Origin of the sequence: Acrocarpospora macrocephala, from assembly GCF_009687865.1 — a bacterium.
Lineage (GTDB): Bacteria > Actinomycetota > Actinomycetes > Streptosporangiales > Streptosporangiaceae > Acrocarpospora > Acrocarpospora macrocephala.
In genome coordinates this window covers 55,253-77,234 of the sequence record NZ_BLAE01000037.1, presented here as the reverse complement: position 1 = coordinate 77,234, position 21,982 = coordinate 55,253, and the positions used below count along the sequence as shown (strand labels likewise).

Sequence of the window (21,982 nt, the reverse complement as noted above, 5' to 3'; positions counted from 1 at the left end):
GCTCAATAATGGTCCACGTGCAGGAACTCGTCGACGAGATCGCCCGCCTGCTGGACGCGTCGGTGACCTTGGAGGACCGATCGTTCCAGCTCGTCGCGTACGGCGCGCAGAGCGGGGACATCGACGCGGTCCGCGAGGAGGTGATCCTGCGCAGGCGCGCCACCGACGCCACCCGCGCCCACTTCGAGGCGTACGGGATCGCCACCGCCGAAGGCCCCGTCCGGATCCCGGCCATCGCGGGCGTGCTGGGCCGGGTCTGCGTGCCGCTCCGCCACAAGGGCGTGACCTACGGCTACCTGTGGCTGCTCGACTCCGGCGACCTCACCGACGACCGCCTCAAAACGGTCGAACCCCTGGTCGCGCGGGCGGCGGCGACCCTCGCCAGGGAGTCACAGACCCGCCAGGTCCCGCTCGACGACCTGTTCTCCGCCAACCCCGACACCCGCGCCGCCTCCGCCGCCGACCTGGAAGGACCGCTGGTGGCGATGGCCACCCGCGCCGCCCCCGGCCAGGTCGCGGCGCTGTGGACGCTCCCGCACGACGTCCGCATCGACCTCACGCTGACCCACCCCGCGTTCCTCGTCCCCGCCGCCCAGGCCCGCGACGTCGCCCGCCGCGTCCAGGACATGTACGGCACCGCCACCGGCGTCGGCGCCCCCCGCCAGGACGCGGCCGACGCCTGGGAAAGCTGGCGCGAAGCCCTGGGCGCGCTGCGGGTGGCCGAAGCCCGCAAGATCCCCATCGCCTACTGGGACGACCTCGGCGTCTACCGCTACCTGGTCAAACTCCCGCACAGCGAGCTGGCCGCCCTGGCCGCGGAAGCCGCGCCGCTGGGCGAGCTGGCCGCCACCGTCGAGTGTTACCTCGACCATGGCGGCCACGTCCAGGAGACGGCGGCGGCGCTCGGCGTGCACCGGCAGACGCTCTACTACCGGCTGGGCCGGGCGGCCGAGGCGACCGGCCTCAACCTGGCCGACGGCCGCGACCGTCTGGTGCTGCACCTGGCCCTGAAGGCGTCCCACCTCTAGGCGCAGACGTTCTCGTACACCCGGATGAGCTCCTGGCTGACCCGCTCCAGCGAGTAGCGCGAGCGCGCCCGGTCCACCCCGGCGAACCCGAGGGCCGTGCGCAGCGTGCGGTCGCCGAGCAGCTGCCGCATCCGCGCCGCCACCTCGGCGGGACGCCACACGTGGAAGCCGGTCACGCCGTGCACGACCGCGTCCAGATGCGCGCCGGTGGCCGACACGATCACCGGAACGCCGCAGGCCATCGCCTCCAGCGCGGCCATCCCGGTCGGCGCGGAGGGGGCCAGCGCGAGCGCCACGTCGGCGCTGCGGATCAGCTTCGGCATGCTCGCGTGCGGCACCCGGCCGAGCAGCCCGACCCGGTCCTCGACGCCCTTCTCCCTGGCCAGGATGCGCAGCCGGGCCAGCGTGGCGTCGTCGCCCCCGGCCACCAGCAGCTCCGCGCCCGGCACCGAGGCCAGCGCGCCGATCGCCATCGCCGCGCCGCTGTCGCCGATGTGCAGCATCCTGGCCCGCTCGCCGCGCGGGGCGGCCGGGCCCTGGCGGCGGAACCGCTCGACGTCGACGCCGCTCGGCACGACCGCGATGTTCCGGCGCGGCACGCCCAGCCGGATCAGCTCGGACTCCTCGCCCGCGCAGGCCGCGATCACGGCCCTGGCCTGGCGGCCGATCGCCCGCTCCAGCCGCCGCTCCGGCGCGGACGGCACGTCGTCGTGGTGGAAGGTCTGCGTCACGGGCACGCCGAGCCCGTCGGACCCGGCGATCGCCGCCAGCCCGCCGGTCCAGGAGTGGGCGTGGATCACGTCCGGCCGGTCCCGCCGCCAGCACCGCTTGAGCCCATCACTGAAGTCGGAAATATACGGCAGGAGGTCGCTGTCGGAGAGTTCCCCGGCGGGCCCGGCGGGCACCCGCTCCACCCGGACGCCCTTGATGGCGGACGAGGTGCGCGTGTAAACGGTCACGCTGTGGCCGCGGCCCAGCTCTCGGGCGATGGCGGGGGTGTCGCTGGACAGATCGTGCGTGGAGACGATGGCGATATGCATGGCACACCTCATGGCGGTGATCGCGATGAAAGGGTGTGCCTGCGTCTTAGGCACGAGTTATGTAGCTCTCCTTACCGTACATCGACCGGCGCTAAACACAAACTTTCCCAGGAACTAGCGAGACCGCCTAGCGAGATCGCCGCAGCGTGAGCACCGTGATCTCGTCGATGATCCGGTCCTCGGTGAACGCCCGGTGGTCCTCCTCGATGGCCTTCACCACCGCCGCCGGGGGCTGGTTCGCGCACCGGGCCAGCACCTCGGTCAGCCGGTCCTCGCCGTAACCCGCCCCGTCCGCGCTGCGGGAGCCGACCAGGCCGTCCGAGTAGAGCACCAGCGTCTCCCCGGCCGCCAGCGTGAGCTCCTCGGTGGCCGGGTCCGCGCCCTCCTCGAAGCCCAGCGGAACCCCGCCGCCGTCGGTGAAACGTACCCCGCCGTCGGGTTGCAGCAGGGCGGCGGGGTGGTGGCCGGCGGAGGCCAGCCGTACCTTCCTGCCGCGCACGAAACCCGCCGCGGCCATCACGAACAGGCCCGTGTGCTGCGCCACCAGCGCATCGTTGACCTTGCGCAGGGCCGCGCCCGGATCGCCCTCCCAGACGCTCATCACCCGTACGCCGTTGCGGACCAGCGAGGTCACCGACGCCGCCTCGTCGCCCCGGCCGGCCGCGCTGCCGATCACGAAGCCCCAGCCGCCCTTCATCGGGAAGACGTCGTAGAACTCGCCGCCGATCGCGCGCAGGCCGGAGCCCGGATGGTAGATCGCGGCGGTCTCGAAGCCCTGGATGTCGGGCAACGTGCGGGGGAGCACTCCGCTGCGCAGCGCGTCGGCCGCGTTCGAGCTGCGTTGGAAGCTCCGCTGCGCGCGTAGGGCCAGGCCCAGGTGGCCGCCGATCTCTTCTAGCAGGCCCAGGTCCGCGAGGCCGAACGGGGGGCGGTCGCGGAGCCGTACCAGCGTGAGCACGCCGTTGATCTCGTCGTCGGTCCTGATCGGGACCGACAGCAGCGAACCGGCGCGCATCTGGGCGAGCAGGTCGTCGCCCAGCAGGCCCTCATCCGTCAGCATCTCGTGGATGAGGCCGCTCTGGGTGGCCAACACGTGGGCGACCAGCGGGGCGTCCGCCGGGGGCAGCGCCTCGACCGCGCGCTGCAGCCGCGCCACCGGCTCGGCGCTCGGCGCGATCACCGCCGCCCGGTGCGGCACGCCGTCGCGGAGAATGTCGGCGATCACCCAGTCCGCCGTCTCCGCCGCCAGCAGCCGCGCCGCCCGGATCAGCGCCACCGGCTCGCGCAGGCTCTCCTCGTCCAGCAGCAGCCTGGTCAGCCGGGACAGCAGCTCGTGCCGCCGCGCCGCGGCCAGGAACAGCGCCTCGTCCGGCGCCTCGGCGTGATCTGGGGGTTCGGTCAGCTGGACCTCGGTCGGCAGCGCGACCGCCGCCACCATCTCCTGCGGCTCGCCCGGCATGCGCAGCCGGCTCAGCACCAGCCGGACCGTGTGGGTACGCCCATGGTGGTTCAGCCGGGTCTCGAAGGTGGTGCTCTCCTCGCTGCGCAGCGCCGCGCTCAGCTGGGCTCGGAACGCCCCCCGCTGGGAGGATTCGATCAGCAGCGGGAAGCCCCGGCCGATCAGATACCCGGCTGGGCTGCCCAGCAGGCGGGTCGTCTCGTTGTTGATCCGCCGGACCGTGCCACTCGGATCCATCACGATCACCGGCACCGGCATCGTCCGGAAGATCTGCCTGAGCAGCTTCTGCTCCCGCTGCGGCCCGCCGTCGCGGCGTTTACGCGCCCGGCTGAGCTCGGCGAGGGCGTCCCTGACCAGTTCCTCGGCCGCCGCCAGCTCCTGGCTGGGCGGCAGCGCGGCGACCCGGTCGGCGAACTCGGCCAGCCGCTGCTCAAGCTCGGTCACGGACATATGCTCCTCTGTACATTATTCGGTGAACCAGGGGAACGGTCATCCTTGTGATTCCCATTCTCGCCCGCGATCTCGCGGCCCTCGGCCGGGTGACCGAGGGCGCCTCCTGCGAGAGCGTGCTGCGCGGGGTCACCGAGGCCATCGCCCGCGGCGTCCCCGGCTGCGCGGGCGGCACCGCCGAACTCTGGCAGGACGAACGCGTCCTGCTCGCCGCCTCCCACAGCGAGCTCATCGCCGTCATCGACCGCGAGCGCGACCTGCGCGAGGGCCCCTCCCGCGACGCCCTCGCCACCGGCCGCCCCGTCGTCGCCGCCGACATCATGCGCGACCCGCGCTGGCCCCGCTACGCCGCCGCCGCCGTCCGGCACGGCATCCGCTCCGCCCTGGTCCTCCCCGTGCAGGCCGACGGCGCCGTCGTCATCGTCGGGTTGTACGGCGTGCGCCCCGGCGTCTTCGCCGACCACGTGATCCTCACCGACCTGCTACGCGAGCAGGTCACGGTCGCCCTGGCCAACATCTGGGAGTTCGACGACGTGCTCACCGGCGCCGCCCAGCTCCAGGAGGCGATGGCCGGCCGCGCCCTCATCGACCAGGCCAAGGGCATCATCATGCAGGCCAGCGGATGCTCCGCCGAAGCCGCCTTCGACGAACTGCGCCGCGTCTCCCAGCACCACCAGGTCAAGGTCGCCGACCTGGCGAAACTCCTCGTAACGGAACACCAGCAGAAGAACGCGAAGTAGCCCGGCCCTCCCGATCGTTGGGCTGTGACATGTTTAGCGCGCCGGGCGTCGATCGTTCACCGGGATCCTTTGCTACCCGTCGGTAGCTTATTGGATATCCGTCTGGTTACGGTGGAAAAAGATCAACAGATACGCGAGCGCCGGCCACGTTTGGCGGTTCCCTCTGGATCCGCCTGGCGGCTTGGGACTGACGGCACCACAACGCCTTTGATCATCCAGTCGGCGCATCCGCCGTCGCCGCTCCTACTGGATACCTCATCGCGTCCCGGTCAGGTTCGGAACGACGTCCCGTCGCCACCCAAACAATCCAGACACGACCTGGAGGAAAGGTAAGACCATGGGTTCTCCCACAACCACCACCGTCAGGGTCTCTCAGGCGTGCGCGACTCACAACGCGGACGGGCGAATGGAAATCTTCGCCGTCACGCAGGACGGCACGATGGTGCATCGCTGGCAGGCCGCACCCGATGGCAAGTTCGACGGCTGGAAAAGCCTCGGCGGCACCGTCTCGCAGCCGTTCGTCGTCCGCAACCCGGACGGGCGGATCGAGCTCTTCGCGATCGGCGCGGGTGGCGACCGGGCGGTGTGGCATCGCAGGCAGGTGGCGCCCAACGCCGAATTCGGCGACTGGGAATCCCTGGGCGGGACCGTCAGCCAGCCGTTCGCGATTCACAACCAAGACGGGCGGATCGAACTCTTCGCGATCGGCGCAGGGGGCGACCGGGCTGTGTGGCACAAGTGGCAGAAGGCGCCCAGCGGCCAATTCGACGACTGGCACTCCCTGGAGGGGACCGTCACCCAGCCGTTCGCCGTCCGCAACACAGACGGCAGGATCATCCTTTTCGCCGTAGGCGCCGGCGGCGATCGCGCCTTGTGGCATCGCTCGCAGGTAACTCCCAACGGCCCCTTCGGCGACTGGCAATCCCTGAACGGGACCATCAGCCAGCCGTGCGCGATTCAGAACCTGGACGGCCGGATCGAAGTCTTCGCGATCGGCGAGGGTGGCGATCACGCGGTGTGGCATCGGTGGCAGACCTCGCCCAGCGGACCCTTCGACTCCGGCTGGCACTCCCTGGACGAAAACGTCAGCCAGCCGTTCGTGATTCACAACCAGGACGGCCGGATCGAACTCTTCGCCATCGATACTGAGGGCCACCTCAAGCACCGTGGGCAGATCGCGCCCAACGCCCAATTCGGCGAGTGGCGGTCCCTCGGCTTCAACGTCAGGCAGCCATTCGCCCTGCGCCAGCAGAACGGCGCGATCATGGTCTTCGCCATCAGCAACGACGACAACACCCTGTGGTGTCGTGCGCAGGAGGGTCCCAACGCCAAGGATTACGACGGCTGGGAGCAGGTTGGAGACGACATGTAGCCGCGACCGGTACGGGTGACTGAGCCGGGACACGTTTGCTGGCACTAGAGCACCGTCTTGACAACCAGGCCCTCTCAGCGGAGTGAGCTTCTCAACCGACACGGGATCCGCACTCCAAGCTGAAGGGATCCGCTGGTGCCAGGTTCCCCCTAGCGTGTCCCGGCTCAGCCGTCTCGAATCCGGTCAAGATGATCTACATTGTAAAGGCGCCGGGAAGATTCTGAGTTCACTTCTGCTACGCCCCGTGATTGTCGTACCGCTGAACATGCTGGCGGGGCCCGGTGCGCCCGCGTTCAGTTCGCGAATGCGGCCAATGCCTCGTCGAGAGTTTCGAAAATGGGGAGTCGTTGGGACAGCCCTGTCACCCACATCACCTTCGAGGTGGGATAGTGCACCGCTATCAACGCGAAATGCCCGCCCGCCCCGGTGGAGCGCTGCCAGTGATGCACGATCAGGCCGAGCGCGCGCGAGTCCAGGAACGAGACCCCGCCCAGGTCAAGGACCATGCCCGGGCCGTGCTCCTCGACCTCGGCGTCCAGGTATTCGGAGAACTGATCCCGCGTGGTGGCGTCGAGGATCCCGTCGATATGGATCACCACGATGCCCTCGGCAGCGGTCGAGCGCATAGTGAGATTGGCCACGGCGTTCCTCCTTCGCCGCAACCTTACTGTTATCCCGGGGGTGGTGAAACTCCCGAATCTGGGGCATTATTGCGCCAGAGGTCCAGCAGAGGGCTTCGTCTCGAACGTCGAGCGAGGCGCGCCTTCTGCACGGTAAGGCGCAGCCCGCGAATCATATGAGGGGCCTGCCGAGATGCCTGCCGAAATCATCTGCGAACCCACCGCGGAAGACCTGCTCGCCGAACTCGCCGCCGACGACGTCACCGAAGAACGGCGTACCCGCCTCCGCGAACTCATCGTGGAGATGCACCGCCCGATGGCCCGCGACATCGCCCGCCGCTACCTGCACCGCGGCGAACCCATGGAAGACCTCCTGCAAGCCGCGTACGTCGGCCTGATGAAGGCCATCAACGGCTTCGACCCCACCCTGGGCCACAGCTTCCGCGGCTACGCCATGGTCACCATGACCGGCGAGGTCAAGCGCCACTTCCGGGACCGTACCTGGGCGGTCCGCGTCCCCCGCCTCTACCAGGAGCGCCGCTCCGAGCTCAACCGCCTGGTGGCTGACATGACCCAGGAACTGGGCCGCTCGCCCAAGATGCCGGAGCTCGCCGTCCGGATGGGCCTGTCCGAGGACGACATGATCCTCACCCTGGACGCCTCCGCCGCCTACAGCACCCTCTCCCTGGACGCCCCCCTGGGCGCCGACGACGACGCGGCGGCCCTCGGCGACATCATCCCCGACAGCGACGACAGCCTGTCCGTCCTGGTCGACCGGGAAGCCGTGAAACCCCTGATCGACGACCTGCCGGAGCGGGAGAAGACGATCCTGCTGCTGCGCTTCTACGGCAACATGACGCAGGCTGAGATAGCCGCGGAGTTCGACATCTCGCAGATGCACGTGTCCAGAATCCTGCGCAAGGTCCTCGACCAGCTGCGCTCCGAACTCGTCGCCGGATGAGAAGCGGCCTGGGGCTTTCCCTGGGGTATCGCCGAACTTGGGGCGATATCCCGGGGTATCTTCGTCGGGGAATCGCCACGACCAGGAGGCGTTAGCGGGTGAACGAGGACGGCGCCACGTCCGTGCCAAGGGGCGGCAAGGAGATTACCTTCTCCCTCGCCGACCTTCCCGACGTGCGGGAGTTCGCCGCCGCCCTCGCCCGCAGGGGCGGCATGACCGAGGAGCGCGTCGGCGACTTCCTGGTCGCCCTCAACGAGGTCACCACCAACGCGGTGACCCACGGCGCCACCAAGGCCCGCCTGCGCGTCTGGTACGACACCGGGGACCTCGTCGTGGATGTCCACGACGAAGGCCGCCACTGGGTTCTGGATGGAGTCCCCGGCCACAAGCCTCCGGGCGAGCACGCCACCAGCGGGATGGGCCTTTGGGTCGCCCGGCTGCTGAGCCGCTCGCTGAACGTGCGAACAGGGGACAGCGGCACGACCGTGATCATGCGCTTCACCCTTTGAACTCGACCCGCGGATCCGAGCGCGGCTTCTATGGTTTCGGGTTCCGGCTTCCGTGGGTCCGGGCGTGGATCGCGCGAGGACCGCGTGATTTGGGTGCGGTTCGCGTGAGGGTCTGTGGTTTGGGGTGCGGCTGGCGCGAGGGTCCGTGGTTTCGGGCGGGTTCGCGCCTGCGTCCGTGGATTTGGGCGTGGCTCGCGCCAGCGTCCGAGGTTTCGGTGTGGATCGCGCGAGTGTGCCGCGTGACCTGGGCTGAGGGGGGTCACGCGGCACGGTTCTCGGGATCGCTACCTTCGGGTGCGGCTGCGGTTGCCACGCCAGGTGTTGAAGCCTGTCGTACCCACGCCTGCCTGGTGCAGGGCGAGCAGGCACAGGCCGAGCGCGACCAGCGCGGTGAGGCCGATGCCGATGCTGGCGTTGAGTAGGTCCAGTAAGAAGGCGATGCCGAACACGATGGCCGCCGCGATTGCGAACATGGATTTATCCCTTCAGCTTGTCGAACAGGGAGCGGTACTCGCGCAGCGCGAGCCGCAACTGCTCGGTGTCGTTGTGGTTCTTCCAGCTGTCCACCAGCGCCTGGCGGCGGGCGGCCAGCGCGGTCACCGCCTCGTCGATCAGCGCGTCTGCCTTTTCCACCGAGTCGCGCGGGTCGTCGACGAAGCCGGCTTTGATGTCGTGCCAGCGGGCGTCGAAGTCGATCTCGTCGGCGGGGGAGCGCTGTTCCGGGATGGTCACGGCCTCGGGCGCGAGCAGGTCGTCCTTGGTCTCGGCGTGGGGCGCGAGCGCGTCGTCCGGGGTCTCGGTGTCCGGGGTCTCGGCCCTGGTGTCGGTGTTGACCGGATTGTGGTCAAGGCCGTCGGTGTCGAGTCGATCATGATCGGACTCGTCCGTGTTGAGTGGATTGTGGTCTGGGTCGTGATCGGTTCGGTCGCCCGCCACGAGCAGATCCCCGTCGGCGTCCTCGCGGCGCGCCTCCTCGTTGAGCAGCTCCGGCGATTCGGGCACCGGCTCCTCGTGACGGGTGTCGTAGGGGGAGTTGTATGGGTTTCGCTCCATCAGCGATCGGCCTCCTTGGGGTGCGGGGAATCGGTGAGCAGTTCCTCGAATAGCGCGCGATAGTGGACCATCGCCTGGCGGAGTTCCTCGGTGCCGGCCTCCTGCCGGGCCGCGCGTCCGCTGATCTCGTGGGCCTGGCGGTAATGGTCGAGCGTGGCGCCGTACCCGACGGAAAGCACGGTCAGGCGTTCCTCGAACGCGTCGGTCGGGAAGCCGCGGTCCGCCATGACCGAGGTCACGAGCGCGTCGGCCTCCGTCACCGCGAAGCCGGGCGCGTCGACGAAGCGCTCCTGGACCTCCGTCCACTTCTTGGCGTACGTCTCGCGGGTCTCGTCGTCCAGCGGACGGATGTCGAGTTCCGCGACCCGCGCCTCCCGGGCCAGCAACTCCCGCTCGGCCACGCGGCGGTTGTCACTCTCCTGGACGGTGCGGTCGTATTCAGGACCGAAACGATCCTGAAGATGGCGGCGGCGATTCCCGCTCGCGACGAGATAGCCTGCGGCTCCCAGCGCCAGCACCACTACTACGACGACAGCCACCCATGCGATGGCACTCATATCTGCCTCCGGGTGATTCTGTTGAGTTGTCGATTCGCACTGCCCGGGAAATGGGCGAGTATTCGCTGTGCTCGCGGGTAGAGGTCGTCCTCCGACAGAGGAGGTTCGTCATGGGCTTCGGAGCCAGCCTGGCTTTCGTCGCGATCGGCGCGGTGCTCGCGTTCGCGGTGAAGTGGGATGTACCGGGGATCGACCTGCAGATGATCGGGTGGATTCTGATGGCGGTGGGAGCGGTGGGGGCGCTGATCACCGGTCTCTACACGCGCCGGCCGCGGGCGGAGGAGCCGGTGGAGACGGTGGAGCATGACCTGATGTATACGGTGGATCCGCCGACGGAGCCGTACCGCGAACTGCACGAGGAGGAGTCCCACGCCAGGGTCCATCCGGGCGAACGACACGTGCACGTCCGCCGCGATTCGTACGACGACTGACAGAGCTGGACTCGAGCCCTGCCGGTCAGGTGAGAGCGGAGACGATCCGCGCTGCGGCTTCGGCGATCAGGGATTCTTTGTGCGGGGTGCTGTATCCGGATCGGTCGGACATGATGGCCATCACGAGCGGGGCGGTGTCCGGCGGCCACACGATGGCGATGTCATTGGCCCTGCCGTAGTTGCCGGTTCCGGTCTTGTCCGCCACCGTCCATCCCTGGGGGACCCCGGCCCGGATGCGCTTATCGCCGGTGGTGTTGCGTTCGAGCCAATCCTTGAGCAGGGCGCGTTTGCCGGTGGTCAGCGCGTCATCAAGCACGAGCTTGTGGTAGTCGGCGGCGATCGCCCGGGGAGTGGTGGTGTCGCGCGGATTCCTTGGGGGGTTGCTGTTCAGCTCGGGCTCGTAGTTGTCCATGCGGCTGACGGTGTCTCCGAGCCCGCGCAGGTAGGCGGTCAACTGCGCCGGGCCGCCGATGTCGCGCACCAGCAGGTTGCTGGCCGTGCCGTCGCTGTAGCGGACGGCGGCGTCACATAGTTGCCTGATGGTCATTCCGGTCCCGATGTGATTCTCGGTGATCGGCGAGATGGAGTTGACCTCGGCGCTGGTGTAGGTGACGCGCTTGTTCAGGTGACTGAGCGGGTTCTGGTGCAAGACCGCCGCCGCGGCGAGCGCCTTGAAGGTGGAACAGAACGCGAAACGTTCGTCCGCGCGATAGGTCACCGTGGCGCCGGTGCCGGTTGCCAGGGCGTACACACCCAGACGGGCATCGTGCTTGTGTTCAAGCGCCGCGAACCGCGTACGGTCCGGGGACCTGGTAGCTCGGCGACTCGGTGCCGGGGAGCTGGCAGAGCGGCGACTCGGCGCCGGGGATGATCCGGAGGCTGAGCGGTCATCCGCGCCGCACCCCGCCAGCGGCAGGAGAGCCGCGGCTACCAGCAGAGCACGGCGGGACGGACCGGACTGCTCAGATTCGGCAGGCACCTGCTTTCACCTGCCCATGGCTGTACGCGATCACGACCTTAAGGTAACGCACACCACCGACATTCGGTCGAACCGAATTAGCCGGGCAGAACCGGCGACCTGCGCCGAAGATGACCAAGCGCGGCCGCATCCCCGGGCCCATCCCGCTCCGCGAGCCGTCCCGCCACGTACGCCCGATGCGCGGCGTCGGCGTTGCCGCCGTACTTGAACTTGCCCTTGATCTCGCTGACGGTCAGCTCCAGACCGCGAATCCCCCGGAACTGCCGGACATGCTCGGCCGGATCGACCAGCCCTTCGTCCAGCGCCGCGATCTGCTGCCGCAGAATCTCCGCCTTCCCCTCCGGATCCGTCACCACCCGGGCCTGGCAAATGAGCTGAACAGCCGCGTAGTACGTCGTCGGAATCCCCGCCCCCGGATCACCCTCACCAGGCATGACCTTCCAGGACCCCCGCACGTACGCCCAGTCACCCGCGACCGCCAGCACCACGTTCGCATTCTCCTCAATCGCCGCCCACACGGGATTCGGCCGAGCCAGATGCAACACGATGCGCCGATCATCCACCAGCAGGAACTGTGTCGGCACGACAACCGGCACGTCCCGTCCACGCCCAGCCGCGATCAACTGCCCGAACGAGTTCTCCCGCACGAACGCCAACGACTCTGCCTCGGATCCCGCGTCCCACGGATGAATAAGCATGCATCAGACGGTAAGAGAATGAACCAACCTTCGCAACCGCGTATTATTCCTCCGAACCGAGCGCCACCCGCGCCGCGGCCAGAACCCCCGCGATATGCGACGAATCACCGGCTGTTACTTCGTAAAACCCCTCCTCCGGGTCGTACGCGATATCCAACCCCTGCTCCGCCAGCCGCCCCGCCCACCGCAACGCCGTGTTGATCTTCTCCTTCGGCACCGTACGCCCCTGCGCCACCGCCGACAGATTCCGCAAGTTCGTCGCCGGCCCCGACTGGCTGTGCTCCCGGCTCAGCTTCCACGGCAACGCCGCCCGATGATCGCTCATCGGCCGAGACAGCCCCGCAGCCCGCTTCGCCTGCAAAACCCCCGACTCAGTCACCCCAAAATGAGCCGCCAACTCCCCATTCGACCACCCCTGCGCCACCAGCCGCGCAAGCTCCCCCTGATCGACCCGAGCCTTCCTTCCCATGATCGCCACCCTAGGCCCCGGCGCCATAACCATGTGCGCACCAGCGACGAATCTACGCTAAGGTTGTTCTCGCCTGGCCAGCTAGGCAACGGGACGTAGCGCAGCTTGGTAGCGCACTTGACTGGGGGTCAAGGGGTCGCAGGTTCAAATCCTGTCGTCCCGACCAGGTCTTTCCTGGTCACAAGGGGTTTCGGAGATGATCCGAGGCCCCTTTTTCGATCTTCGGGAGCCAAACGGGGAGCCAGAGGGTTAGGCGGACGTAGTCCGCTTCTTGAAGATCTTGTCCATGGCCTGGGCACCCTTGGTTAGCGCTGGCCTGATCTCGTGTCGGTAGACGGTCTCGGTCACGTGCGTGCTTCCGTGGCCTACAAGGCCACTGATGTCCTCTAACGGGACGTCGTGCGCGCTCAGGATGGAGACGAAACTGTGCCGCAGTTCGCGCGGCGTCCAGTCCTCCCCGAGACCCGCACGCTTGGTGATCTTCTGGAACTCCCGCCGGACGGTCCAGCGGTCGAGTGGTGTCCCGTCTTCGCGGCAGAAGACGAGGCCGTTGTCCTGCCAGGCTTCCCCGGCCTTGAGCTTCTGAGCGGCCTGCCGCGTGTGGTGCCGCCGTAGCGCCGTCGCGGCCTTCTTGGGAAGCTTGAGCACGCGTCGGGACTTCTTGGTCTTCGTGTCGCCGCGTACGGACCGGTAGACGGCGATCGTGCCCGCCTTGAGGTCGACTTCGGGCCATGTGACCGCTCGGGCTTCCTCGGTGCGTCCGCCGACCAGGAGTGACACGATCACGTACGCGGAGAGCGGGAGATCCTTGGCGGACTCGACGATCTCCAGGAGACGTGCCGCTTCGTCCAGGGTCATCGCTCGTGAGGGGTTGCCTTCCTGCCCGTCGGGAACGCTGACGAGACTCGCGACGTTTCGCCGGACCTTGTCGCGCGCTTGCGCATGCCGAATGGCGCGCTCAACGAGTTGGAGAATGAGCCGGAGAGTGCGCGTGGAGAGTTCTTCGGCTCTCTCGTCCAACCAGTCGTCCAACTCGTCAGCGGTTAACTGCTTGAGCTTCTTACCTCCAATCTGCGGGGTGATGTGGTGCTTCGCCAGAGACCCCTTCAAAGGATTCGCGATACCGAATACGATGGTATAGATCCAACTTGCAAGGGGCTTAAATCCCGGTTGCACAACCAAACCCCTCGGCCCATCCCGCCACCAAAGATTCAACGATATTTCTGGTCTATTTAAGGTGCGTCTACCTCGCCCCGCACTGAGTTCGAAGACAATAGCGCTGTCCGCCACCGTGGAGCGCTTGGGGAGCAAGTACTCCCTGCCCGCCTACGCCCACGAGCTCAATCCCGGTCGAGGCGGACTGGGCCCAAACCGCAGCCTTCAAAGTTCTCTAAGCGGTCAGCACCGTTCGCGGTCAATTCAGCTAGCAGCGTGCAGGAGGGCCTGCCAGCCAGGCCAGCATCCTCTCCAACCGGCGGCGGTGAAAGGGCGTCGGTGCAGGATCGGCCTGCAACTGTTCATGCACCAGCTGTATCGCGACCTTGTGCGTCAAGGCCTGGGCGACGTCCTCAAGAAGTGCGATGCCAAAGCTTTCCGAGCCACGGCCGCGCACGCTCATTAGGTGGCGCCAGACCACCAGGGCAGCCTCCTCCGCACCGTATGATGCAAGTACTTGAGCCATATAGCGCTGACGTCTGGACCTGAGTGCTGGGTGTCGACAGACGAAGTCAGCGACATCTCGAATTCGGTCAGAGCCGCCGAGGGAAGCAACCACGCCGAGAACCGTTTGGACATGAAAACCATCAGCATCGGGAAGTTTGAGGACATGATCGGCGATTCTCAGGCTCAGTTCATCGAGATCGGGTGTCCCGGCGGACAGTAGGGTTTCCAGCACCCCACAACCCCAGACGCTTGTGCTCATTTCTTCGAGCTGGGTGGTCAACGTTTCAACGGCACGTCTCCGATCGATCTTCAGCAACACGTCTGTCGCATCGCGGTAGTCGGAATCTCGCCCGCCTGGTGATCGCAGCGCCAACTCCGCCACCCGGAATGCCTTGTCGTGAAGCCCGCTATCCAAGAGGATCTGCGCGTAGTCGGCACGATCGACGACATGAAGGCGGGTGCCGTCGCCTATGAGGGAGGCGAGTTCGGCCAACCTGGCCGAGTCGTGGCTAGCGAGCCAGAGCTTGATGACGTCATCACTGCCAACGGGCAATTCGTTTCCACCGGAAAGTGCCTCCTGTGCCCATTCCCCTGAAGGCCACTCCACTCCAGCTTCGACCATGATTTTGAGTAACCGTGCCTGGCGCCACACCTCACAGCCCGCCTCGTGATACCAGCCGAATAGCTGGACGACGGGCTCGGCTGCGGCCGTTCCATGGACCCTCAACCACATCTCTGCGGCGTCCAATTGAGCATGCGTAGTCTTATGCCGGGCGTCTACGATCGTCCTGGCGAGTTCTGCGGCCTCGTCTATCGCGCCAGCGCTGTCCAGCGCAGCTGCGATGGCCATACGTCCTTCGTGATCGCTGAGGGGTCGGGCTTGGCCAAGTGCGGTCACCTGTGCTCTGGTCGTGATAGAGGACTCGGAGTCGAGCCAGGCGCCAGCCGCCCGGCGAATCTCATTCGCTTCCGCGTAGCAATCTTCAAGTACTTGACGCGCCGAACGCGCCGCTTCCTCTGTAGCCCCGAGCGCACGGTAGGTTTCGGCAGCAATTGCCAGTTCCCAGGTGTCAGCGTCCGGTTCGCCAAGGAGGACCGTGATCCGTTGCAGCACTGCCTGTGTGGTTGTATCGCCCAGTCGTTGAGCAAGAGGCGCGACCTTGGGCAGATCTCCGTACAGCAGTTCCAGCAGTGGGGCAAGCAGTCCAGCAGTGACATCCGGAGGAGCCAATCTGCTCAGCCCGGAAACAGCATAGAACCGCTGCTCGGCGGTCAGTTCGGAAGCCTTGGCAAGCTCCCTTAAGATTGATGCCGTACTGTATCGTACGTCCAGCACGGACAACGCATTCGAAGCTCTATTGGATTCTTCCTCGTCATGGCCGCGGGCTAAAGCGATGAGTCGGCCAATTACTGTGGCCGCGTGCTCCGGCCCGACATCCAATCCTTCGGCCATTAGCGAGCCGGCGAGCAGCGTCCGCCCGCCGCCCACCTGGGCCAAAACCCTCTCGATGAGCAGATTGGGTGAACACCCGGCCTGGGCTGTCCACTGGCACAGTACGAACAGTGCCAATGACTGCTGCGTACCATTGCACGCTCGTCTAACCCACGTTTCTAACCCATCGCCATCCGCGGGCAGTGCCTTGGCGTACTCGAACGCAGCAAGGAATTCAGCAAAGCTCTGGTGCAGGAAGCGGAGTTGGTCCCCGGCCACTACCAGCAGGCCGGTGCCTACAAGTGCGGAAGGGAGTTCCCCTTCCCAACCGGCCGGAAGCGGGATCTGCGTTGGTGGATGTTGCCGCATCCAGTTCCGACCTGCCGAAACAAGATCCTCCTCGCCCTCGGTGCGTAAGCGAGCCATGGCACGGACCAATTCATCGGCCGAGTCGGCCAGCCAGACTGGAAACGGGGCCGACGCACTGTATGTGGAGCGATCCCGTAGCCTTTCCAGGAAGCTCTCATACAGAGTCAGACGGCTCGACGTGGGTGGCAGCGACGGCTTCAGCGTTGCGTTGACCAGAGCCATGGTGGCCAGCAGCGGATTACGCATCAGCTCTTTCAGGTTACTTTCCTCTACGACCTCCCTAAGGAAGCGATCCGCTGCTTCGGTTGGGTGCGGTACGCGTGCGCGCTGTTGATCGAACCACCTGCGAGTGTAATCTTTGAGCTCAGCCTGCTCGAACGGCTGTACTTCGAATTCACCTAGCATGGCGTTGTGTAGAGGGGCCAACTCTGTCGGAGGCAGCGGACGACTCATCACCACTAATCGGAAGTCGGAGTCTCCGTGGCTGTGTCGGGCCAGAGTACGAATCAGCTCGGCCCGCTGTCGTCGATCGACTATCTCATCGATGCCGTCCACGAAGATGAGCCAGCGTGCTCCCTGCGTACGCCCGACGAACAGTGAGGTCGGTGGATCGGCGACAAGGCCACCCCCCAATGTGCTCAGAGTCGCGCCGCGTAGCCTTTCGCTCCATGAGCCTCGTTCAGTAGAGAGTAGAGATGCTGACAGCCGGAGGGGAATCAGCGGTTCGGCGACCGGTGCGTCCTGGAACGAGGATCGGCGTAGCCAAACCCCACATAAGGATCTCACCAGATGGCTAGCAAGGGTGGACTTGCCAGCCCCGGCCTCGCCCGTGATTAGTAAGTGGTTGTACCGGACTAGGGCGTCCGGAAGTGAGACCACCGGGTCCGTTGGAGAGACGTTTGCTGTAGCGCTCCTGATAGATCGGGATGTCGATTCGGAATCTTGATGAGGAGAATGGTGTGCTGAGCCTTCCTCTTCGCGAGACGAATTACGTGTGGGCGGCTCTTCCGCCAGGTTGCTGGGCTGGTCAGTCGGTCGGTGTCGAATTCTTTGACGCACGTAGATTGCCGAAAGCGGTGGTTCCACCAAGCCGAGAAGAGAGTATGGAAGGCAGTCAAGAATTCCATCCTGAGCCTCAAGAAGATCCCTCAAGGCAGGCGACGGAATCGGTATGTCAGCCCAGGTTGACGGAATGGGATGGGTTCGTCGGCGCTCGGCCTCTTCCGCGCGGTCGCGTTCTTGCTTGGCCTCAGCCCACAGTCGGGTGATCTCCTCTGGCTCGCGACCGAGTCCTTCGGCCAGTGCCCGAACGAGGCGAAGGGGCAGCATCCGTTCCGCGTTGACGGCGTCGTACAGAGCCCGCTGGCTCAGTCCGGTCATCTCTGCTGTACGGCGGACGGAACCATGGCCAACCTCTTCAATCGCCTGAACGAACCAGTTTGCGATCATCTCTAGTTCCGGGAGTCTCTTGTGCTCCCCCGATGGCGGACGACCTGTTCGCATCCTGCACCTCTGAATTGGCTGCGAGTTTCCCGACGTTTTCCCACGCTAGCGGGAAATTTCGCCCTAAGCGGACGCTAGAGGAGTTCAGCCCCATAACCAAGTGCCATCAGGAGAGTCGTGTGGAAGCGTTCTTATCCACTCACCCAGTGCTGTGGGCCATCGTGCTGGTAGTCGGTTCGCTCGCCGGAGTGGTCCGCAGCTGGCTCGCCTACCGGATCATTGTGCGGCGGGAAGAAGAGCACACCCGGCGGGTCGCGCTGGCTGTGATGCGCACCAACGGACCCCACCGGGCCGCCGTGGTGCGGGCCGCTGGACAACTCGCACCCGTGGTCACCCGCCGTCGGCCCTGAAGTAATACCGTCGGAGGATGTTAGGTCAGCGACGCTGAAACGAGGAGGACGCTGTAGCCCGAGTCTGGATGTCAGGCGGACCAGGAGCCGGGAAAGCTGGTTCGGCTGTTATCGACGACCACGGACTAGTATAAATGATCTGCTTGCCTCTCGTAATACGCAGATCGAGGGTTTGATGGTGCGCAGTAGGCCAACCCACGCCCCAGCCCTCCTGGCGTTCGGCACGATCGCTGACGTGCCCTTGGTCTGCGCTAACTTCCGATTATGCCGCAGAACCAGTTGTCGTTGTCATTCCCGGGCGATATTCCCACAGGCGAGATCTGCGCTGTGCGGGTTGGTAGCCGGACTGTGTGGATCCGGTCGGCGGTGTTCGACGCTTACTGGCGATTCGCCGCCGAACGCCAGCGCGTGTTCCACCGCCGTGGCGCTGGCGACCCGCCACCGTGGACCGACGACGGGATCATCGGACGGCACAAGTTCACCAACGTGTACCGGGCGGCCGATCGTGTCTCGCAATACCTGATCCGTAGCGTGATCTACACCGGGCCGCAGGAGCTCGATGAGGTGGTGTTCCGGATCCTGATGTTCAAGATCTTCAATCGGATTGAGACCTGGGAGTTGCTCACGGAATCCCTCGGCGGGCTTCCCACCTGGGACGGGTACGACTTTGCGGTTTACAACGCCGTGCTCACTGCGGCGATGGCCCGCGGAAAGCGGATCTATTCGGCGGCGTACATCGTTCCGAACCCGGGTTTCGGTGAGACTCGTAAGCACGGCAATCATCTGCGGCTGGTCGAGCGGGCCATGGCCTCCGGCCTGCCCAAGCAGGTCGCGGAGGCCGATGGGCTCCGCGAGGTGTACGAGATGCTGCTCGCGTTTCCCTCGCTGGGGCCATTCCTGGCCTACCAGTACGCGATCGATCTGGCCTACTCGCCAGTGGTCGACGTCGACGAGAACGAGTTCGTCGTGGCGGGGCCGGGCGGCCTGGATGGGATCTCCAAGGTCTTCGCCGACACCGGCGGGCTGAAGCCGTCGGAGGTGGTGGCCTGGATGACCGATGTCTCGCGAGATCCAACACTGGATTGTTCGGCGTCATGAGGGTATGAGTTGTGCTTTAGCTCTAAGATCGTTAGTTAGGTTGCTGGGTTGAGTTTGGCTGGACTCGGCTGGCCGGTCTTCGCAACTCTGTTGACTATCGCAGTGATCTGCCAGCGAGCTTCCCTCGGGTTCTTCGTATCCGCTGAAGATGAGAACACCACAGGATGCGGGATGATCGCAGCCATCAAAGAGCGACTGGTCCGCTGGTTCCGCACTGCCGCGCTCGTAGGCGCAAACCTACTCAGCGGGCTGGCCGTTGAGGCGGCAGTGTCGGGCTGAGCCCAGCAACCTTTCATCCTTCCCTCGATCGGCTGTCCGGGCCACGATCAACTCGCTGCCTATCGCCGCAGTCATGTGGGGGAGACCGGCGTGGTGCTGCGTGCCGTTCCTACCGACCACCGTGGTCACAGCGTCGTCCGTGGAACTGGGTGAGGGGTCTGGGTCCCTCGCGTCGTTGTGGTGGTAAGGACAGGCGCAAGCGCGGCCAGTCCCACGCTGGAGCTGTGCGGCCAGTCCCACGCTGGAGCTGTTGGGCCGAATACCGGCCCAACTCGGGGAGTGAAGCCACAGAGTGATGCTCCGGTGCAGGTCAGACCCTGTGGGTGCCGCGAGATACGCACCCCTTAAAGGGCTGTTGTGCGGGTGCGACTCCCGCCGGGGGCACGCTCCGTGGCTACACAAAACAGCCTGTGATCTGGGGTTTTCCCGGTCATAGGCTTCTTGGTGTCTGATCCGGTTGTGTACGGTGGTGAACGACGTCATACGGTCGGTCGGGCCAAATACGGGCCCAAGTTTTCAAGGTCATCAAGTCCCCAGGGCGGCGGCGATTCGCTGCCGGGCGATCTCCTCTTGGCCCGCGAGGCATGTCGCGTAGACGTTCAGCAGAACGGCGACCGAGTGCCCTGCTGCGACTACTTCACCAACCGGGCGATCCCGGCAAGGTACCCAACGCCTGATCGGCAAGCTCCAAGCCTCGGCCACAAGGTCACCCTGGAACCAGCCGCCTGACATGCACCCCGGCTGGGCAACCCATGCCGACGATCAATAGCCGGGGTCCATTCACGTATTAATTGCTGTAGCTAACCTCACAGGCGTTGACACCGTCGTCCCGAGCCTTCGCCTGGGCGACGATCTGGCCGTTCACGCTGATGGTACATGTGAGAATTGTGCCGCCGAGATATTCCTCGTCTTCCATGCCGTCCCCGTCCGAATCTCCGTCGAATCCGTCCAGGCCCTCGGCGTGGATCCGAATACTCTCCAGCGACCCGGCGTCGACCGCCTGGGTGAACGGCAGCGGAATGCCTTCCCCGGAAACGGAGTATTCATCCGCGTTGAGGCTGAACCTCCCCACTTCCGCCTTCGGATCTTCGCCTACAATCATGAATTGGACCTTGTGCGTGGGGCCGGGGACGGGACCGCTGTCGAAGTATCCCAGCGCGGCCATGATGGCTACCGCCACGACCGCGGCCGGCACCAGGATCCCGGCGGCGATCAGGGCCTTGGCCCATCCGCTCCAGCTCGCCCGCGGCACGGCACCGTTTGGGGCGACCGCCCGGTGCGCGGCGCTGGCGAACGCGACCGCCACGACCCAGCCGATGCCCAGCGTGAAGAAGCCGAGCACGAGAAGGACCTTGGCCGCGACCCGGTAGCCCTGACCCGGCCCTGGGCCGGTAGGCAGGAACGGCCGCGCTGCGGGCTTGACTGCAGGCTGTCGCACGTCCGCCGGGGACGTCTCGGACTGCAGGGCCATTCCCGGGAGGGCGGGCAGATCCGTGAGGAGTGCGTACAGGTCGCCGAACGTCACCGAGTTCTGCGCTGAGGCGACTCGGGTGGTCAGCTCCGTCTGGTCCAGCCGCCCCGCCGCGAGATGCTCCCGCAGGATTGCGCAAGCGCGCTCGCGATCGGTGTGCGAGACGCGCATGTGGTCCATTCGATCCCTTTCATGGAGACCGCTAAACTACTGCAAAGGACCGGAAGCCGCCTTCCGGGTATTTCCTGTGGAATTGCAGCGCATTCCGATGCTTTCCGATTCCCGCCAGGCCCGCCGTTTTGCGAGGGTTGAGTTCAGAAGCGGGTCGACTCCGGGCACATTGAGGGCACATCGCTGTGGAAGACGTGGGCAACCGATGGCAAGCGCTGTTAACGTTTTCGCAGCTCAGAGGTCATTCTGCTTGGAAGATCGCAGGTCAGAGGTTCGTGGAATTTGAACCCGGCCTACAGGCCCTCTGCTTCTACTGGGTGGCTCAGTCCGAGGACGAGATGAGCGTCGAAGATGTTTGGGGATCGCACCTCCTGCACCCGGACGAGTGCCCCCAGCTCGTCGCAGGGCATAGATGGTTCAGCGAGGCCGTTGAGCTGCGGAAACACTTGCGATAATGGGCATATTAGAGGTGGGCAATCGGCTGGCATCGCCGAAGTGCCGCACGCATTACCGAGAGTCGGTCCCCGTTTCCCAGTTGCTGTGGTGAGTGACAAACTGAGCGACAACGCGGGTGAACACTGCTGGACGTACGCGGATGTTGGTGAACCGTTCTCGCAGCTCAGCCGTCGTAGGAGTGTGGGGCGGCCAAGCGTGATCATTGCCTGGGGGTCAAGGGGTCGCAGGTTCAAATCCTGTCGTCCCGACAGATCGCAAAGACCTGTCGGATTGGGTGAAAGCCCAGGTAGATGGGTATTTTTCTATTTGGATCTTCATTGCGTTCGATCTCCTAGACGACTCGGAGCTGGGGACCATTTGGGGACCAGCGGGTGGATAGGTGAGCGCTCAGCGCGGTTCCCGCGTTGGTGATGGACCTGGCATCGGGGTGAAGGTAGCGCTGCGTCGTGGTGAGGGAACCGTGGCCGGCGATCTTGCGCAGCACGTGGACGGGGACGCCAGCGTCGGCCATCCAGGTCGGGCCGGTGTGCCGAAGGTCGTGACGCCGGAGATGCTCGTAGCCGAGCCGGGAGACAACCTCGTCCCAGTGCGTGGCATCGCGCAGGACCGCCGTGGTGATTCGTCCGCCCCTCGGCCCGGTGAACAAGCGCGCGGAGGAGTCCGACTGTGCTCGGGCGATGCGTCGTGATACGAGTTCGCGTACCTCGACGATCAGTGGGACTGTGTGGGCGCGTTTGCCTTTGGTGCCCTTGTCGATGAGACCGCCCGGGCCGGGTGTGGTCTGCCTCTTTACTTTCCACGTCCAGGTGTCGATGTCGCCGACGC

At 65.8% G+C, this 21,982-nt stretch carries 22 protein-coding genes and 1 tRNA gene; 10 read left to right on the top strand and 13 right to left on the bottom strand.

All coding sequences use genetic code 11. From position 1 onward, the window contains the following. Window positions 1-8 precede the first annotated feature (8 nt). Window positions 9-1,028, top strand: coding sequence for a PucR family transcriptional regulator (locus Amac_RS30890; RefSeq protein WP_155357941.1), 1,020 nt, complete (start codon window positions 9-11; stop codon window positions 1,026-1,028). On the opposite strand, the gene Amac_RS30885 is transcribed toward Amac_RS30890, so the two are convergent. After that, window positions 1,025-2,068, bottom strand: coding sequence for a glycosyltransferase (locus Amac_RS30885; RefSeq protein ID WP_155357940.1), 1,044 nt, complete (start codon window positions 2,066-2,068; stop codon window positions 1,025-1,027). The genes Amac_RS30890 and Amac_RS30885 overlap by 4 nt on opposite strands. Window positions 2,069-2,195: 127 nt before the next feature. Beyond that, entirely contained in the window at window positions 2,196-3,971 is a 1,776-nt protein-coding gene (locus tag Amac_RS30880; protein ID WP_246268817.1) for a SpoIIE family protein phosphatase, read from the bottom strand. 53 nt (window positions 3,972-4,024) lie between these two features. On the opposite strand from Amac_RS30880, the gene Amac_RS30875 reads away from it, so the two are divergent. Then, entirely contained in the window at window positions 4,025-4,717 is a 693-nt protein-coding gene (locus Amac_RS30875; RefSeq protein WP_246268816.1) for a GAF and ANTAR domain-containing protein, read from the top strand. Window positions 4,718-5,054: 337 nt separating this feature from the next. Continuing rightward, window positions 5,055-6,089, top strand: coding sequence for a PLL family lectin (locus Amac_RS30870; protein ID WP_486303480.1), 1,035 nt, complete (start codon window positions 5,055-5,057; stop codon window positions 6,087-6,089). Window positions 6,090-6,382: 293 nt separating this feature from the next. Here Amac_RS30870 and Amac_RS30865 read toward each other — a convergent pair whose 3' ends face one another. After that, window positions 6,383-6,730 carry an STAS domain-containing protein gene (locus tag Amac_RS30865; protein ID WP_246268815.1) on the bottom strand — a complete coding sequence of 116 codons (348 nt, stop codon included), beginning with the start codon at window positions 6,728-6,730 and terminating at the stop codon, window positions 6,383-6,385. A gap of 172 nt (window positions 6,731-6,902) precedes the next feature. Here Amac_RS30865 and Amac_RS30860 point away from each other — a divergent pair, with 172 nt between their 5' ends. Beyond that, window positions 6,903-7,670: a SigB/SigF/SigG family RNA polymerase sigma factor gene (locus tag Amac_RS30860; RefSeq protein WP_155357936.1), complete on the top strand. Its 768-nt coding sequence runs from the start codon at window positions 6,903-6,905 to the stop codon at window positions 7,668-7,670. 98 nt (window positions 7,671-7,768) lie between these two features. Continuing rightward, the gene (locus Amac_RS30855; RefSeq protein ID WP_155357935.1) at window positions 7,769-8,179 is read left to right on the top strand and encodes an ATP-binding protein; all 411 of its coding nucleotides are present in this window, start codon (window positions 7,769-7,771) and stop codon (window positions 8,177-8,179) included. Window positions 8,180-8,463: 284 nt separating this feature from the next. Here the strand turns inward: Amac_RS30855 and Amac_RS30850 are convergent, their stop codons facing one another. The 3 genes from Amac_RS30850 to Amac_RS30840 are packed head-to-tail and all read right to left on the bottom strand — an operon-like array spanning window position 8,464 to window position 9,789. Continuing rightward, window positions 8,464-8,652, bottom strand: coding sequence for a hypothetical protein (locus Amac_RS30850; protein ID WP_155357934.1), 189 nt, complete (start codon window positions 8,650-8,652; stop codon window positions 8,464-8,466). 4 nt (window positions 8,653-8,656) lie between these two features. Next, entirely contained in the window at window positions 8,657-9,232 is a 576-nt protein-coding gene (locus Amac_RS30845) for a hypothetical protein (protein ID WP_155357933.1), read from the bottom strand. Next, a complete protein-coding gene (locus Amac_RS30840) occupies window positions 9,232-9,789 on the bottom strand; it encodes a hypothetical protein (protein ID WP_155357932.1) in 558 nt (185 codons plus the stop codon). Before Amac_RS30840 ends, Amac_RS30845 begins: the two co-directional genes overlap by 1 nt. A gap of 110 nt (window positions 9,790-9,899) precedes the next feature. Between Amac_RS30840 and Amac_RS30835 the strand changes: the two genes are divergently transcribed. Beyond that, window positions 9,900-10,220, top strand: a complete 321-nt coding sequence (locus Amac_RS30835) for a DUF6458 family protein (RefSeq protein WP_155357931.1) — start codon at window positions 9,900-9,902, stop codon at window positions 10,218-10,220. A gap of 25 nt (window positions 10,221-10,245) precedes the next feature. On the opposite strand, the gene bla is transcribed toward Amac_RS30835, so the two are convergent. The 3 genes from bla to Amac_RS30820 form a co-directional block, all read right to left on the bottom strand. Next, window positions 10,246-11,199, bottom strand: a complete 954-nt coding sequence (gene bla / locus Amac_RS30830) for a class A beta-lactamase (protein ID WP_155357930.1) — start codon at window positions 11,197-11,199, stop codon at window positions 10,246-10,248. Window positions 11,200-11,276: 77 nt separating this feature from the next. Then, window positions 11,277-11,897 (bottom strand): FMN-binding negative transcriptional regulator, encoded by a 621-nt coding sequence (locus Amac_RS30825; RefSeq protein WP_155357929.1) that lies wholly within the window; start codon window positions 11,895-11,897, stop codon window positions 11,277-11,279. 43 nt (window positions 11,898-11,940) lie between these two features. Continuing rightward, on the bottom strand, window positions 11,941-12,222 hold the full coding sequence (locus tag Amac_RS30820) for a hypothetical protein (protein ID WP_246268814.1): 282 nt from the start codon (window positions 12,220-12,222) through the stop codon (window positions 11,941-11,943). A 233-nt stretch (window positions 12,223-12,455) separates the two neighbouring features. On the opposite strand from Amac_RS30820, the gene Amac_RS30815 reads away from it, so the two are divergent. Next, window positions 12,456-12,532 (top strand) — tRNA-Pro (locus Amac_RS30815). An 83-nt stretch (window positions 12,533-12,615) separates the two neighbouring features. Here the strand turns inward: Amac_RS30815 and Amac_RS30810 are convergent. Both Amac_RS30810 and Amac_RS30805 read right to left on the bottom strand, forming a co-directional pair. Next, entirely contained in the window at window positions 12,616-13,476 is an 861-nt protein-coding gene (locus tag Amac_RS30810; RefSeq protein WP_155357927.1) for a site-specific integrase, read from the bottom strand. 313 nt (window positions 13,477-13,789) lie between these two features. Further along, window positions 13,790-16,708, bottom strand: a complete 2,919-nt coding sequence (locus tag Amac_RS30805) for an NACHT domain-containing protein (protein ID WP_281356361.1) — start codon at window positions 16,706-16,708, stop codon at window positions 13,790-13,792. A 318-nt stretch (window positions 16,709-17,026) separates the two neighbouring features. Between Amac_RS30805 and Amac_RS56515 the strand changes: the two genes are divergently transcribed. The 3 genes from Amac_RS56515 (at window position 17,027) to Amac_RS30795 (ending at window position 18,780) form a co-directional block, all read left to right on the top strand. Beyond that, window positions 17,027-17,284: a hypothetical protein gene (locus Amac_RS56515; protein ID WP_246268823.1), complete on the top strand. Its 258-nt coding sequence runs from the start codon at window positions 17,027-17,029 to the stop codon at window positions 17,282-17,284. A gap of 167 nt (window positions 17,285-17,451) precedes the next feature. Further along, window positions 17,452-17,682 (top strand): hypothetical protein, encoded by a 231-nt coding sequence (locus Amac_RS30800; RefSeq protein ID WP_155357925.1) that lies wholly within the window; start codon window positions 17,452-17,454, stop codon window positions 17,680-17,682. A gap of 366 nt (window positions 17,683-18,048) precedes the next feature. Then, entirely contained in the window at window positions 18,049-18,780 is a 732-nt protein-coding gene (locus tag Amac_RS30795; RefSeq protein WP_155357924.1) for a nucleotide kinase domain-containing protein, read from the top strand. A gap of 1,066 nt (window positions 18,781-19,846) precedes the next feature. Here the strand turns inward: Amac_RS30795 and Amac_RS30790 are convergent. Both Amac_RS30790 and Amac_RS55410 read right to left on the bottom strand, forming a co-directional pair. Next, window positions 19,847-20,701, bottom strand: a complete 855-nt coding sequence (locus tag Amac_RS30790; RefSeq protein ID WP_170322752.1) for a DUF1707 SHOCT-like domain-containing protein — start codon at window positions 20,699-20,701, stop codon at window positions 19,847-19,849. A 787-nt stretch (window positions 20,702-21,488) separates the two neighbouring features. Further along, window positions 21,489-21,971, bottom strand: coding sequence for a tyrosine-type recombinase/integrase (locus tag Amac_RS55410; protein WP_218041399.1), 483 nt, complete (start codon window positions 21,969-21,971; stop codon window positions 21,489-21,491). Window positions 21,972-21,982: the final 11 nt, after the last annotated feature.

Coding starts and splice junctions, on each gene's coding strand:
- Amac_RS30825 (WP_155357929.1), bottom strand. CDS start 11,897: ATGCTTATTCATCCGTGGGACGCGGGATCCGAGGCAGAGTCGTTGGCG.
- Amac_RS30820 (WP_246268814.1), bottom strand. CDS start 12,222: ATGAGCGATCATCGGGCGGCGTTGCCGTGGAAGCTGAGCCGGGAGCAC.
- Amac_RS30890 (WP_155357941.1), top strand. CDS start 9: ATGGTCCACGTGCAGGAACTCGTCGACGAGATCGCCCGCCTGCTGGAC.
- Amac_RS56515 (WP_246268823.1), top strand. CDS start 17,027: ATGGGTTCGTCGGCGCTCGGCCTCTTCCGCGCGGTCGCGTTCTTGCTT.
- Amac_RS30840 (WP_155357932.1), bottom strand. CDS start 9,789: ATGAGTGCCATCGCATGGGTGGCTGTCGTCGTAGTAGTGGTGCTGGCG.
- Amac_RS30870 (WP_486303480.1), top strand. CDS start 5,055: ATGGGTTCTCCCACAACCACCACCGTCAGGGTCTCTCAGGCGTGCGCG.
- Amac_RS30850 (WP_155357934.1), bottom strand. CDS start 8,652: ATGTTCGCAATCGCGGCGGCCATCGTGTTCGGCATCGCCTTCTTACTG.
- Amac_RS30845 (WP_155357933.1), bottom strand. CDS start 9,232: ATGGAGCGAAACCCATACAACTCCCCCTACGACACCCGTCACGAGGAG.
- Amac_RS30835 (WP_155357931.1), top strand. CDS start 9,900: ATGGGCTTCGGAGCCAGCCTGGCTTTCGTCGCGATCGGCGCGGTGCTC.
- Amac_RS30790 (WP_170322752.1), bottom strand. CDS start 20,701: ATGCGCGTCTCGCACACCGATCGCGAGCGCGCTTGCGCAATCCTGCGG.
- Amac_RS30885 (WP_155357940.1), bottom strand. CDS start 2,068: ATGCATATCGCCATCGTCTCCACGCACGATCTGTCCAGCGACACCCCC.
- Amac_RS30860 (WP_155357936.1), top strand. CDS start 6,903: ATGCCTGCCGAAATCATCTGCGAACCCACCGCGGAAGACCTGCTCGCC.